The organism is Nonomuraea sp. NPDC050733 (assembly GCF_040654215.1).
GTDB lineage: Bacteria > Actinomycetota > Actinomycetes > Streptosporangiales > Streptosporangiaceae > Nonomuraea.
On sequence record NZ_JBFAHO010000014.1, the window covers coordinates 94636 to 106545 of the forward strand.

Annotated in this window: 12 protein-coding genes; 2 read left to right on the forward strand and 10 right to left on the reverse strand. The window is 74.9% G+C overall.

Annotation, left to right across the window (positions count from 1 at the left end; genetic code table 11):
• Positions 1 to 13: 13 nt before the first annotated feature.
• From alc to AB0H64_RS22970, 3 genes are read right to left on the reverse strand one after another with little or no spacing between them, the layout of a single operon-like run.
• A complete protein-coding gene (alc, locus tag AB0H64_RS22960; protein ID WP_357627747.1) occupies positions 14 to 976 on the reverse strand; it encodes an allantoicase in 963 nt (320 codons plus the stop codon).
• Between the two features lie 3 nt (positions 977 to 979).
• On the reverse strand, positions 980 to 2284 hold the full coding sequence (allB, locus tag AB0H64_RS22965) for an allantoinase AllB (RefSeq protein ID WP_357627750.1): 1305 nt from the start codon (positions 2282 to 2284) through the stop codon (positions 980 to 982).
• A gap of 49 nt (positions 2285 to 2333) precedes the next feature.
• Entirely contained in the window at positions 2334 to 3509 is a 1176-nt protein-coding gene (locus AB0H64_RS22970; RefSeq protein ID WP_357627752.1) for a glycerate kinase, read from the reverse strand.
• A gap of 179 nt (positions 3510 to 3688) precedes the next feature.
• On the opposite strand from AB0H64_RS22970, the gene AB0H64_RS22975 reads away from it, so the two are divergent.
• Positions 3689 to 4903, forward strand: a complete 1215-nt coding sequence (locus AB0H64_RS22975) for a winged helix DNA-binding domain-containing protein (protein ID WP_357627754.1) — start codon at positions 3689 to 3691, stop codon at positions 4901 to 4903.
• A 19-nt stretch (positions 4904 to 4922) separates the two neighbouring features.
• Here AB0H64_RS22975 and AB0H64_RS22980 read toward each other — a convergent pair whose 3' ends face one another.
• The 6 genes from AB0H64_RS22980 to uraD are packed head-to-tail and all read right to left on the reverse strand — an operon-like array spanning position 4923 to position 9430.
• Positions 4923 to 6320: an 8-oxoguanine deaminase gene (locus AB0H64_RS22980; RefSeq protein WP_357627757.1), complete on the reverse strand. Its 1398-nt coding sequence runs from the start codon at positions 6318 to 6320 to the stop codon at positions 4923 to 4925.
• On the reverse strand, positions 6317 to 6814 hold the full coding sequence (locus AB0H64_RS22985) for a (2Fe-2S)-binding protein (protein WP_357627760.1): 498 nt from the start codon (positions 6812 to 6814) through the stop codon (positions 6317 to 6319). The genes AB0H64_RS22980 and AB0H64_RS22985 overlap by 4 nt, the downstream gene beginning before the upstream one ends.
• On the reverse strand, positions 6814 to 7686 hold the full coding sequence (locus tag AB0H64_RS22990) for an FAD binding domain-containing protein (RefSeq protein ID WP_357627762.1): 873 nt from the start codon (positions 7684 to 7686) through the stop codon (positions 6814 to 6816). The genes AB0H64_RS22985 and AB0H64_RS22990 overlap by 1 nt, the downstream gene beginning before the upstream one ends.
• Before the next feature lie 11 nt (positions 7687 to 7697).
• Positions 7698 to 8564, reverse strand: coding sequence for a factor-independent urate hydroxylase (gene pucL, locus AB0H64_RS22995; RefSeq protein WP_357627765.1), 867 nt, complete (start codon positions 8562 to 8564; stop codon positions 7698 to 7700).
• Positions 8565 to 8864: a hydroxyisourate hydrolase gene (uraH, locus tag AB0H64_RS23000; protein WP_357627768.1), complete on the reverse strand. Its 300-nt coding sequence runs from the start codon at positions 8862 to 8864 to the stop codon at positions 8565 to 8567. It lies immediately after the preceding gene.
• Entirely contained in the window at positions 8861 to 9430 is a 570-nt protein-coding gene (gene uraD, locus AB0H64_RS23005) for a 2-oxo-4-hydroxy-4-carboxy-5-ureidoimidazoline decarboxylase (protein ID WP_357627771.1), read from the reverse strand. Before uraD ends, uraH begins: the two co-directional genes overlap by 4 nt.
• Before the next feature lie 145 nt (positions 9431 to 9575).
• Here uraD and AB0H64_RS23010 point away from each other — a divergent pair, with 145 nt between their 5' ends.
• Positions 9576 to 10418, forward strand: coding sequence for a deoxyribonuclease IV (locus AB0H64_RS23010; protein ID WP_357627774.1), 843 nt, complete (start codon positions 9576 to 9578; stop codon positions 10416 to 10418).
• Positions 10419 to 11099: 681 nt separating this feature from the next.
• On the opposite strand, the gene AB0H64_RS23015 is transcribed toward AB0H64_RS23010, so the two are convergent.
• Positions 11100 to 11840 carry a LytTR family DNA-binding domain-containing protein gene (locus AB0H64_RS23015; protein WP_357627776.1) on the reverse strand — a complete coding sequence of 247 codons (741 nt, stop codon included), beginning with the start codon at positions 11838 to 11840 and terminating at the stop codon, positions 11100 to 11102.
• Between the last annotated feature and the right edge of the window lie 70 nt (positions 11841 to 11910).

Consider the following 11910-nt stretch of genomic DNA (forward strand, 5'->3'; position numbering starts at 1 on the left):
CGCCGCCGCCCGCTCAGGCCGTGAGGTGTCCGTGCAGGCGCACGCGGGCGAGGCCGCCGTCGGGGTGGATGTCGACCCGCACGTGCGTCACCGGATCGGCGTGGCCGAGGCGGTAGCGGTGCGGCGTGTCGGGCTGCAGCCGCGTCCGGGGGAGCAGCGTGACCTCGCGGTCCCCGTCGAGGCCGGTGAGCGTCACGGCGGCGGGCGCGTTGAAGATCAGGTTCGTGGTGTCGATCTCGGCGAGCCTGACGACGCCCCGCCCGGCCAGCCGGATGACCAGCCACTCGTTGCCCTCCTCGCGGCGGCGGGCGGTCTCCCAGCCCTCCGCCTGGTGGCGGGCCAGGCCGGGGGCGATGACGTTGTTGGGGGCGGAGTAGTACGCGTTGGAGCAGGCGGTGACCAGGCCGCCGTTCTGCAGCGCCGCCAGGTCGAGGCTCAGGCCGTCGTACACCGACAGGTCGGGGCGCGCCTCGCCGTGGACGCGCAGCCGGGCGATGCCGCCGTCGGGGAACATGTTCAGCCGCACGTGCGTGTAGCGGCCGTCGTCGGCCACCTCCACCGGGTGCTCGGCGTCGCCGCGCAGCGGCAGCCGGGGCACGATCTCCACCCAGCGGGCGCCGGCCAGCTCGGCGGGCGACGGGTGTCCGTCCACGGCGGCCGCCTCGACCGACGCGTGGGTCGGGTGGTTGCCGGTGAACCAGGCAGTGTCGATGACCACGCCGCGGACCGCGCCGGGCAGCCCGAGCCGGACGATCGCCCAGTCGTGCCCCGGCTCGCGCCGCCGCCGCGTCTCCCACCCGTCGTACACCTGGCCCCTGCCACTGAACGTCTCCGGCTGGAACGCCGGCCGGCCGGGCCGGATCAGGCTCTCCTTCTCGGCGAAGGACTCGTCGCTGGCGGCGACGACCGAGCCGCCCAGCGTGCGCAGCGCCAGATCGGGCAGCGTGGTGAAGCCGGTGGTGGGCCGCTCTGACATCGTCTACCTCTCTCCCAGCAGGAAGGTCCCGTACGGCTCCCCGTCGACGGGCCGGCCCCGGAGCCACGTGGTGAGCACCACGCCCTTCAGGGTGCGGCCGTGGTAGGGGGTGACGGGATTGCGGTGGTGGAGGCGGCCGGCGTCCACGGGGTTCGCGGCGTCGGGGTCGAAGGCCACCAGGTCGGCGTCATTGCCCGGCTTTATCGCGCCTTTCCGCACAATTTTGGCTATTGCGGCTGGATGGGTGGACATCCAGCGGGCCACGTCCGCCAGCCCGTACCCCCTGCGGGACGCCTCCGTCCAGACGGCGGACAGCCCGAGCTGGAGGGAGGCGACGCCGCCCCAGGCGGCGGCGAAGTCGGGCACCTTGAGGTCGGCGGTGGACGGCGAGTGGTCGGAGACGACGCAGTCGAGCACGCCGCGCGCCAGGCCGTGCCAGAGGAGGTCGCGGTTGGCCCCGTCGCGGATCGGCGGGCAGCACTTGAAGCTCGTGTCGCCCTCCGGCACCTGCTCGGCCGTGAGCGTGAGGTAGTGGGGGCAGGTCTCGGCGGTGACCGGCACACCCCGGGCCCGGGCGGCCTCCAGGGGTTCGAGGCAGGCGGCGCTGGAGACGTGCAGCACGTGCACCCGCGCGCCGGTCTCCTCGGCCAGCCGGATCACCTGCTCCACGGCGCTCCGCTCGGCCGCGCCGGGCCGCGACGCCAGGAAGTCCCGGTACGTGGGCCCGGCGGGCTCGGCCAGCAGCGCCGGGTCCTCGGCGTGCACCACCACGAGCCCGCCGAACCCGGCGACCTCGGCCATCGCCCGCCGCGCCTCGCCGAGGCCGAGCGGCGGGAACTCGTCCACCCCGGAGGGCGACAGGAAGCACTTGAACCCGCGCACCCCGCGCTCGTGCAGCGGCCGGAGCTGCTCCACGTTGCCGGGGACGGCGCCGCCCCAGAAGCCGGTGTCCACGTGGCAGCGGCCCTCGGCGGCGCGCAGCTTCGCGTCCAGGGCGTCGGGGCTGACGGTGGGCGGGATGGAGTTGAGCGGCATGTCCACGATCGTGGTGACGCCTCCGGCCGCCGCCGCCCGGGTCGCCGAGGCGAACCCCTCCCAGTGGGCGCGGCCCGGCTCGTTCACGTGGACGTGGGTGTCGACCAGACCCGGGAGGAGGGGCAGGTCGCGCAGGTCGACGTCCTCGGCGGCCTCGACGGGGGCGGCGTACGCGTGCAGCGCCGTGATCCTGCCCCCGCGCACGGCGACGGCGGCGGGCCGCACGCCTTCGGGGGTGACGACCCTCCGCGACCGCACCACCAGCTCGTCCATGCCCGCTTCCTTCCCCCGTCCCCTCATCTCGTGCGGCGTGGGCCGGGAGTCACAGGCGGTCGGCGGCCAGGCGGGCCGCCAGGCGTTCGAGGAGGGCGGCGGCGTCCGTCATGCAGCGCCCGGGATCGGGCTCCAGGTCGGTGAGCGCGTACGCGGCCTCGATGCCCGCCGCCTTCAGGTCTGCGTCGGAGAGCGTGCGCCGCCCGCAGACGGCCACCACGGGCACGCCGGCCCTGGCCGCCGCCTGAGCGACCCCGACGGGGGCCTTGCCCCGCAGCGACTGCTCGTCCAGCGACCCCTCCCCGGTGACCACCAGCCGCGCCCCCTTCACCAGCTCCCCGAACCCCAGCAGGTCGAGCAGGTACTCGATGCCGGGACGGATCTCCGCCCCCAGGAACGCCAGGGCGGCGAAGCCCACCCCGCCGGCCGCCCCCGCGCCGGGCGCGCCCGCGACGCCCATGGGCCGCGGCCTGTCGTCGTGCTCGACCGCGCCCACGAGCCCGTGCGTCCTGGTGGCCACGGCGGCCAGCCTGGTCAGAGCGGCCTCCAGCAGCTTGACCTGCGCCGGGTCGGCACCCTTCTGCGGGGCGTAGACGGCCGCGGCGCCGTGCGGGCCGAGCAGAGGGTTGTCGACGTCGCTGGCCACCACGAACTCGATGCCCGAGACGTCGGCGAAGTCGCTGATGTCGATGCGGTCGAGCCTGGTGAGCGCCGCCCCGCCTGGCTCCAGCTCCTTGCCGTCCGCGTCGAGGAACCGCGCGCCCAGGGCCCGCGCCATGCCCGCCCCGCCGTCGGTGGACGCACTGCCGCCCAGGCCCAGCACGATCCGCTCAGCGCCCCGCGCCACGGCGTCGGCGACCAGCTCACCCGTGCCGTGGCTGGTGGCGGTCAGGGGCTCGCGGCCGCCGGGCAGACGGCGCAGCCCGGACGCCTCGGCCAGCTCGACCACGGCGGTCGGCACCCCGCCGTCCCCGGGGCCGGCGGGCGCTCCGGTGGGATGCCAGGCGTAGGAGGCCCGTACCGGCAGGCCGGTGGGGCCGGTCACCTCCAGCGTGATCCGGGTGAAGCCGCAGGCCACCACCGCGTCCACCGTGCCGTCGCCGCCGTCGGCCACCGGCAGCTCCACCACCGGGACGCCCAGTCCGGCCGACACCCTGGCGGCGACCTCCGCGGCCGTCAGCGACCCCTTGAACTTGTCCGGGGCGACAAGCACGTGCTCAACCACTGCGAACTCCCACGCGATGACGAACGTTGCCCGGCCCTCCCACCTCGCCCGGCCGGTCGAGCGGTCGGGCGGCGGCGTGCCGGCGTGGGACTCATCATCACACTTCCCCCACGGCCGCCCGGCGGGGGTTCCGGGTGAGCCGGTGATGGCGGCCCCGGCGGATGGGGAGCGGGCGGCGTATGCTCCCGCCGTACCTGAACGACGGCGAAGGGGACGGCGTGCGGATCTCGGTGCGGCAGAGGCGGGCGCGGCTGGGTGTGCGGCACCGGCTGGCGGCGAAGGCCGCGAGCGTGGAGGCGGCGGCGGAGTCCGTGGTGGCGCTGCACGGGACCGACCCGGCGACCGTGTTCCTGTCCGCGGGGGCGCGTCTCACCGCCCCGGGGCCGGAGCCGGTGGAGCGGGCCCTGTACGAGGACCGGACCCTGGTACGGATGACCGGGATGCGGCGGACCGTCTTCGTGGTGCCGGCGGAGCTGGCGCCGGTGGTGCACCACTCCTCGACGGCGGCCATCGCGCGCAACGAGCGCCGGCGGCTGCTGAAGGTGCTCGCCGAGGGCGGCGGGTGGGACGAGGCGTGGGTCAAGGACGTCGAGGCGTCGGTGCTGCGCCTGCTCGGCGACGGGGGCGAGGCGGGCGAGGCGACGGCGGCCGAGCTGGGCGCCCTGGAGCCGCGGCTGCGCGAGCAGTTCCGGGTGGCGGTGGGCAAGCCGTACGAGGCCACGCACAGCGTCGCCTCCCGGCTGCTGCCGATCATGGCGATGGAGGGCCTGCTCGTCCGGCGGGGCCGGCCGGCCGGATCGTGGGTGAGCGGACAGCACCGGTGGGGCGTCGCCCCGCCCATGCCGGACCTGGCCGTGGCCGAGGCGCGGGCGGAGCTGGTGCGCCGGTGGCTGGCGGCGTTCGGCCCGGGCACGGAGGCCGACGTGAAGTGGTGGACCGGGTGGACGCTCGGGGAGGTGCGCGCGGCTCTGGCCGCCGTGGGCGCCGCGCCGGTGGAGCTGGACGAGGGCACCGGGTACGTGCTGCCGGAGGACGCGGAGCCGGAGGAGGCGCGGGAGGCGTCCGGGCCGCCGCCGTGGGCGGCGCTGCTGCCGGCGCTGGACCCGACGCCCATGGGCTGGCAGGGCCGCGACTGGTACCTGCCGGCCGAGCACCGGCCGGCGCTGTTCGACCGCAGCGGCAACGTGGGCCCGACCGTGTGGTGGAACGGCGAGGTGGTCGGCGGCTGGGCGCAGCGCGGCGACGGCGAGATCGTGTGGCGGCTGCTGACGGACGTGGGCGCCGACGCCCGGACCGCGATCGAGGCCGAGGCGGCGGGGCTGGCGTCCTGGCTCGGCGGCGTGCGGGTGACCCCGCGGTTCCGTACTCCGCTGGAGCGGGAGCTCTCCGCCTGAGCGTCCTTCCCGGGCGGCGTCAAGGGCCCCGTCGCGTCTCCGGGGTGACCGGGACACCCCGCTCCCGCGCCAGCCGGGTCAGCCGGCGGTGCGCCCGGGCGCCCGCCTCCCCCGCCGTGTCGTGGGGCACGGTCCGCAGCTCGCCGTCCGCCACGACCGTCTCGCCGCCCACGAGCAGGCGGGCCAGCGGCGGCTGCGCGGTGGCCAGGACCAGCGCGCACACCGGGTCGTCCACCGCCGAGGCGAACGGCCCGTCCACCCGCCACAGCGCCACGTCGGCCAGCTTGCCGGGCTCCAGGGTGCCGAGCTCCTGGCCCCGGCCGAGGTTGCGGGCCCCGCCCAGGGTGGCCAGCTCCAGCGCCTGGCGGGGGGACAACGCCGTGGGCCCGTTCAGCGCCCGCTGGAACAGCAGGGCCTGCCGCATCTCCCCCGCCAGGCCGGTCAGCTCGGCGGAGGCGCTGCCGTCGACGCCGAGGCCGACGTTCGCGCCGCGCCGCAGCATCTCGGACACCCGCGCGACGCCCGCGCCGAGCCGGCCGTTGGACGAGGGGCAGTGCGCGGAGCCGGTGCCGGTCGCGGCGAACCGGTCGATGTCGGCGTCACTGAGGTGGACGGCGTGCGCCACCCACACGTCCTCGCCGAGCCAGCCCAGCTTCTCCATGTAGGCGACCGGCCGCACGCCCGTCTGCTCCAGGCAGAGCTCCTCCTCGTCGAGCGTCTCGGCCAGGTGGGTGTGCAGGCGCACGCCCTTGGACCTGGCCAGCGCCGCCGCTGCGGTCATGAGGTCGGAGCTGACCGAGAACGGCGAGCACGGCGCCACCGCGATCCGCAGCTTCGAGGAGAACGACGGGTCGTGGTAGGCGTCCACGGCCTCGGCGGTGGCGTCGAGGATGGCGTCCAGCGGCTCGACCACCTCGTCCGGCGGCAGCCCGCCCCGTGACCGGCCCCGGTCCATGGAGCCGCGCGCGGGGTGGAAGCGCAGGCCCACCGCGCGGGCTGCCTCGATCTCGGCCGCCAGCAGGTCGCCGCGGCCCCGGGGGAAGAGGTAGTGATGATCGCTGGAGGTCGTGCACCCGGACAGCGCGAGGTGGCCGAGGCCCGCCGTCGCCGCGCCGTGGACCACCTCGGCGTCCATGGCCGCCCACACGGGGTAGAGCGTGACCAGCCACTCGAACAGCGTCGCGTCCTGGGCCAGCCCTTGGGAGGCCCACTGGTACAGGTGGTGGTGGGTGTTGACGAGGCCCGGCGTCACCAGGCAACCGGCGCCGTCGATCCGCTCCGCGCCGGCCGCCTCGGGGACCTCGCTCATGGGGCCGAGGGCGGCGATCCGGTCGCCCTCGACGAGGACGTACCCGCGGCGGATCTCGGGCCCGGCGACGGGCGCCACGTAGGCGTTCTCGATGAGCAGCGCGCTCAAGCGCCTGCCTCCCCTCGCGGCGAGCCGGCCGTCGCCTTGCGGTCGGCGGCGAGGCGTACGGCGTCGAGGATCTTCTCGTAGCCGGTGCAGCGGCACAGGTTGCCCGCCAGCGCCTCGCGGATCTCCGCGTCGGAGGGCCGCTCGACGCGGCTCAGCAGGTCGTGCGCCTGCACGAGCAGGCCGGGCGTGCAGAAGCCGCACTGGACGGCGCCGCACTCCACGAACGCCTCCTGGACGGGATCCAGCCGGCCGGCCTCGGCCAGGCCCTCGACGGTGCGCACGCGGCGGCCGTCGGCCTGCCCGGCGGCGACCAGGCAGGCGCAGACCGGCGTGCCGTCGAGGTACACCGTGCAGGAGCCGCACTCGCCCTGCTCGCAGGCGTTCTTGGAGCCGGGCAGCCCCAGCCGCTCGCGCAGCACGTACAGGAGGCTCTCGCCCTCCCAGACGTCGTCGGCGGTCTCCTCCCGGCCGTTGACGGTGAGCGTGACGCGCATCAGGCGGCCCTCCTTCCCACGTGGTCGTCCCAGGCCCAGGTCAGCGTCCGCCGGGCCATCACGGCGACGGCGTGCCTGCGGTAGGCGGCGGTGCCGCGCACGTCGTCGATCGGCGAGGCGGCGGCCGCGCAGAGCTCGCCGAAGCGCCGCAGCAGCCCCGCGCCGAGCGGCGCGCCGGGCGGCGCGTCCCAGTCGAGCTCGCGGGCCAGGAAGTCCTCGGCCTCCGTCGCGCGCAGCGGTGTGGGCCCGGCCGAGCCGATGCCGGTGCCGGCCCGCCGCTCCGCCGGGTGCAGCGCCAGCGCGAACGAGCAGACCGCGATGACCATGGCGTTGCGGGTGCCGACCTTGGAGAAGTACTGCGGGCCGGCGGCGACGCCGGCCCGCACGGCCCGGATCAGCTCGTCCGGCTCCAGCGCCGGCCGCTTCACGCCCAGGTAGAAGGCGTGGACCGGGATCGCCCTGACGCCCCGGTCGCGCGACTCGACCTCGACGACGGCGCCCGCGGCCAGCAGCGGCGGGTGGCTGTCGCCGGCGGGCGAGGCCGCCCCCAGGTTGCCGCCGACCGTCCCGCGGTTGCGGATCTGCGGCGAGCCGACGGTCCGCGACGCCTGCGCCAGCCCCGGCAGAGCGCCGCCCAGCTCCTCGACCACGGTCGTGTACGACACTCCCGCGCCGAGCCGGCACACGCCGTCCGCCACGGACCACTCCCGCAGCTCCGCCACCCGGGTGAGGTCCAGCAGCGCCTCGGGCCTGCGCACGCCGAAGTTGATCTCCACCATCACGTCGGTGCCGCCCTGGAGGGGCAGCGCCTCGGGCCGGTCCGCCTTGGCGGCCAGCGCCTCCTCCCACGTCGTGGGGCGCAAGAAGTCCATCGTCACTCCCGTCACTCCCAGGCGGATCCGGGCTCGGGCGCGTCGTCCCGCAGCACGGTCCCCTCGATGAGGCCGTAGGGGCGGTCGGCCGCGTGGAGCACCTCGTTGTCGTTGTCCAGGCCGAACGGCGACAGGTCCACCGCGAAGTGGTGCCGGTTCGGCAGCGCGAGCCTGATCTCGCAGATCTCGGGGCATTCCGACAGGGCCCGCTCCCCCATGGCGTACAGGGTCTGCTGGAGCGACAGGCTGTGCGTGCCGGCGAACGCCTCCAGCAGGCAGGCCCGCACCCGCTCGTACGAGTCGCCGTAGGAGGGGGTGTCGCCGGCGTGCCGCCACCGGGCGGTGACGGCGGTGGCGAGCACGCGGTCGGCGGCGGGCGGGAGGGTCGTGTACTCGTCGACGGCGTAGCCGTGGAACTCCGAGCCGGTGGTGTTGAGGACGACGAGGTCCGTCAGCCCCGACACGACCGTGGCCCGGCCGTCGCGGTCGTGGTGGACGACGCAGGTGCGCACCTCGCCGCCCCGGCGTACGAACGAGTGGCCGGTGACGGGGATGCGGTCCCAGGCGTACTCCTCGACCTCCACGCGGGCGTGGCGGATCGCCGGCTGGGCGGTGGTGAAGTGGCGGGCCAGCAGCAGCGCGAAGTCCTCGACCTGGTCCACGCCGTGCTTCCTGGCCAGGGCGTACACGGTGTTCTTCTGCGTGTCGGTGGGCAGCACGGCGGTGTTGTCGCCGGTCAGGTGCACGGCCTCCATGTCGCCCGACAGGGAGGTGCTGACGTTGACGTCCTTGAGGTGGTGGGTCGCTCCGTCCCTCGTGACGCGCACGAGCCTGGTCTCCGCCTTGCCGTAGCGGTTGGGCCCCAGGATGATCGCCATCTAGCTCCCTCGGTAGGTGGAGTACGCGTACGGGCTGAGCAGCAACGGCACGTGGTGGTGCGCCGAGGGGTCGGTGACGGTGAAGGCGACGACGACCTCCGGGTAGAAGGTCTCGGCCAGGTAGCCGCCGGTGTCGAAGACGACGCGGTTGACGCCGGAGCCGGGCGTCCAGCCGGTGATCCGGCCGTCCTCGTCGGTGCGGCCCTCGGCCAGCACCCCGCCGTCGTGCTCCAGCCGGACGAGGACGCCGGCGGCGGGACGCCCGCTCACCGCGTCCAGGACGTGCGTCGAGAAGCTCACGGCGTCTCCCCCTGACTCACTCCGCTCACTGTGCTCCCGTCACAGTGCTCCCTCGACTCACTGGCCTCCCCCAGCAGCCTGCCGACCCGCAGCCGGGTGATCCTGGCCAGCTCGGCGCGGACGACCGCCCGCTCGGCGCCCTCGTCGTTGCCCAGACGCTCGCGCAGCCTCGCCAGCATCTCGGTCCCCGTCAGGCCGGTGGCGCAGACCAGGTAGACGTGGCCGAACCGGTCCTCGTAGGCGCGGTTGCCCTCGGCCAGCTCCCGCCGTATCCGGTCCTCCACGCCCGCCTGCTCCCGGCGCGACCAGGCGGCCTCGCGGGCGGCGCCCGCCGGGCGCTCCCCGATGCGCGGGTGCGCGGCCAGCGCCTCCAGCACGTCCGGCCAGTGCAGGCCGTGCACGGCCGCCTCGGCCGCGTCCGCGAGCCGTTCCGGGTCCTCGTACGGCCGGCCGGCCGCGACGCCCGTGGCGAACGCGCGGGAGGCGCAGCAGGAGAGCAGCTCCCGCTCCGCCTCGGCGTCCGCCGCCGCGTTGAACCGGGCCAGGGCGGTGAGCGTCTGGGGCATGCCAGCAGTACACACATGCCCGTCATTCCCGGTCCATCCCCGAGAACTCCGAACCGCGCGCCCCGTTGGCCAGGTCTTTTCGTGGCATGCTCCAAGGCGCGGGACGGCGGGAACGGTCGGCGGCGCCTCCTAAACTGAGAGCATCATGACCTCACGCTCTCTCATCGGCGCACACGTCTTCGTCGCCGGCGGCCTGGCCAAGGGCGGCCTCGCCTACATGGCCGAGATCGGCGCCGAGATGATCCAGGTGTTCGTCACCAACCCGCGCGGCTGGGCACTCGCCGAAGGCAGGCCCGACGAGGACGCCAAGCTCGCCGAGTCCGGCGTCGAGACCTTCGTCCACGTGCCCTACCTCGTCAACTTCGGCTCGCCCAACCCCGACACGCTCGCCAACTCGGTCGCGGTCCTGCGCCACACGCTGCGGCGCGGCGTCGAGATCGGCGCCAAGGGGGTCGTGGTCCACACCGGCTCGGCCGTGACGCAGCCGCGCGACGACGCGATGCGCCAGCTCCACGAGCACCTGCTGCCGCTGCTCGAAGAGATCCCCGACGGCGGGCCCGACGTGCTGCTGGAGCCGATGGCCGGGCAGGGCGCGATGCTGTGCGCGAGGGTCGAGGACGTGGAGCCCTACCTCGCGGCGCTCGACTGGCACCCCCGGGCCGGGGTGTGCCTCGACACCTGCCACGCCTTCGCCGCCGGCCACGACCTCACGAGCGAGGAGGGGCTGCGGGAGACGTTCGACACGCTGCACAAGGTGGCGGAGGGACGGCTCAGGCTCATCCACGCCAACGACTCCAAGGACGCGTGCGGCTCCAAGAAGGACCGCCACGAGAACATCGGGGCCGGCCTGATCGGCAGCGCGCCGTTCGGCGCGCTGATGCGTCACCCTGCGGTGGCGGGCGTTCCCATCTGCATCGAGACGCCCGGCAAGGCCGACCAGCACCGCGCCGACCTCGACCTGTTGAAGAGCCTGCGCGACGCGATCTGAGCCGGCCCTTCCTCTTCGGGGAGGAAGGCTCGTGTGGGGCGCCCGCTGGCGCGATCCAGCGCCCCCGATTGGCGGATCGCGGCCAGAGGCTCGCGGCCCTGGCGGGCGCCCCTACACGTGGCCGGCAGACGGGCCCTACCCCCCGGCAGGGGCCCGGCGGCCGTGGTGACCTTGGCGGTCACCGGAGGATCCGGCGCATCAGGCGTGCGGTGAGCCCCCCGGCTCGTCCCCCGATGCGCCGGGGTGGCTGGTCCGATGCCGAAACACTACGGTCGCGATCTTCCGGTCGACACCCGGTTTCCGTACAGCTCGATGAACGGTCTGTAGTCATCGCCATACGGAGCGTCGCTGTCGGACGAACGGTCATTCCGGCGCGACGAGCGGTCTTCCAAGGGGCTCGCGCACCGGCGCGAGGGGTGTGAACGGCGAGTGAACGGAGCGCGGACAACCGAGGACGGCGAGCCAGGGCCCGACTACCCCGCCGTGACCAGCGGAAACCACCGCGCGTCACAGAGTCTGGGCAGGGGGGAGGAGGCAGGCACGCGGGCAGAGCGCGCACGGCTTTCACACCCGCCTGGTCCCCGCGCGAGCGCGCCCCTCACGCCCCCCGAAGGGCCGCCCGAGCACTCCAGGACCCGGGCGAGCGGCCGGGTCTCCAGGACCCGGGCGAGCGGGCGGGGATCAGGTGAAGGCGCCCCTGTGCTGGTGGACGAGCGCCTCGCGGACCTGCCGGCTGTGCCGGCGACTGACCTTGAGGATCTCCGTGCCGACGGTCAGGGTCACCCTGCCGCCCTCGAAGCGCATCTCGCTCACGTGCCGCGCCGACACGAGCGTGCTGCGGTGGACCCGGATGAAGCCCGCCTCGGCCCAGCGCCGCTCCAGCGCGGCCAGCGACATGCGGACGAGGTAGCTGCCGTCGACCGTGTGCAGCCGCACGTAGTCGCCCTTGGCCTCGGCGAACCAGATCGCCTGCTGCGGCACGAAGCGGGTCCGCCCGCCCAGTTCGACCGGGATCACGTCCTCGTGGCCAGGCTCGGCCGCGGGACCGGCGGCGGCCTGGAGCCGGCGGACGGCCTCCGACAGGCGCTCGGCGCGGACGGGCTTGAGGAGGTAGTCGACGGCCTCCAGCTCGAACGCCTGCACCGCGCACCGCTCGTGGGCCGTGACGAAGACGAGCTTGGGCGGGCTGGGGAAGCCGCCGACCAGGCGGGCCAGGTCGAGCCCGCTCAGTCCCGGCATCTCGATGTCGAGGAACACCCCGTCGAGCCGGTCCCCCGCCCCGATCATCTGGACCATGTCCTGGAGGGCAGCGACGCCGTCGGACGCGGTCAGCACCTGCTCGACCCGCGCGTCCTGGCGGAGCAGGTATGCCAGCTCCTCCAGTGCGGGCAGTTCGTCGTCAACGGCCAGGAGACGCAGCATGGCATCTACGCTGACGCAAGAACGCCAAGGTCACAAGCGATACGCAAACCCACAGTAAAGATTTGGCCAC

What these genes read in the sequence shown, in the direction of transcription:
- uraD (WP_357627771.1), bottom strand. Translation starts at nt 9,430, where the DNA reads ATGCCCCAGACGCTCACCGCCCTGGCCCGGTTCAACGCGGCGGCGGAC.
- pucL (WP_357627765.1), bottom strand. Translation starts at nt 8,564, where the DNA reads ATGGCGATCATCCTGGGGCCCAACCGCTACGGCAAGGCGGAGACCAGG.
- AB0H64_RS23010 (WP_357627774.1), top strand. Translation starts at nt 9,576, where the DNA reads ATGACCTCACGCTCTCTCATCGGCGCACACGTCTTCGTCGCCGGCGGC.
- alc (WP_357627747.1), bottom strand. Translation starts at nt 976, where the DNA reads ATGTCAGAGCGGCCCACCACCGGCTTCACCACGCTGCCCGATCTGGCG.
- AB0H64_RS22985 (WP_357627760.1), bottom strand. Translation starts at nt 6,814, where the DNA reads ATGCGCGTCACGCTCACCGTCAACGGCCGGGAGGAGACCGCCGACGAC.
- AB0H64_RS22990 (WP_357627762.1), bottom strand. Translation starts at nt 7,686, where the DNA reads ATGGACTTCTTGCGCCCCACGACGTGGGAGGAGGCGCTGGCCGCCAAG.
- allB (WP_357627750.1), bottom strand. Translation starts at nt 2,284, where the DNA reads ATGGACGAGCTGGTGGTGCGGTCGCGGAGGGTCGTCACCCCCGAAGGC.
- AB0H64_RS23015 (WP_357627776.1), bottom strand. Translation starts at nt 11,840, where the DNA reads ATGCTGCGTCTCCTGGCCGTTGACGACGAACTGCCCGCACTGGAGGAG.
- AB0H64_RS22975 (WP_357627754.1), top strand. Translation starts at nt 3,689, where the DNA reads ATGCTCCCGCCGTACCTGAACGACGGCGAAGGGGACGGCGTGCGGATC.